Origin of the sequence: Dolichospermum planctonicum (genome assembly GCF_005402965.1) — a bacterium.
GTDB classification, from domain to species: Bacteria; Cyanobacteriota; Cyanobacteriia; order Cyanobacteriales; family Nostocaceae; genus Dolichospermum; species Dolichospermum planctonicum.
On the sequence record NZ_BJCF01000150.1, the window covers coordinates 1 to 508 of the forward strand.

Annotated in this window: 1 pseudogene; it reads left to right on the plus strand. The window is 42.7% G+C overall.

The annotated features are described in order from the left end of the window. Window positions 1–212, plus strand: a pseudogene (locus FFO06_RS22220) (hypothetical protein); the annotation flags it as partial. Window positions 213–508: the final 296 nt, after the last annotated feature.

The window sequence follows — 508 nt, forward strand, 5'->3', positions numbered from 1 at the left end:
TTTCTCAACCCAATAACTTAGGGACTTTGTTGTTAGGACTTTGTTGGGTTACGTTGTCGCTTAACCCAACCTACAATTATCACTTTAATCAGGTGACAGGTGCTACGCCACGGGGACAGGTGACAGGGAACAGGGAACAGAGAACAGGGAACAGAGAACAGGGAACAGAGAACAGGGAACAGCCAACAAGACGCGAAAAATTTGTTTTTTAGGTGTTGACAAAGGATTTGAAATATGTTATCCTTACATTGATAAGGAAGAACTATCTGAAATTAGGTGACAGCTGACAGCTGACAGGGAACAGGGAATAGCTTTTTGAGTAGGATAGCGATAGCGAAGCGCTGCTGCAAGCAGTTCGCTATATAATATATTAAGTTCAGCTTGTGCGGGCAAGATGCCCGCACCACAAGAGTTTTATTTTATTATTAATATCTGTACTTGAGGTAAAGGCTTTGGAGGTAGGATAGCGATAGCGAAGCGCTGCTGCAAGCAGTTCGCTATATTATAT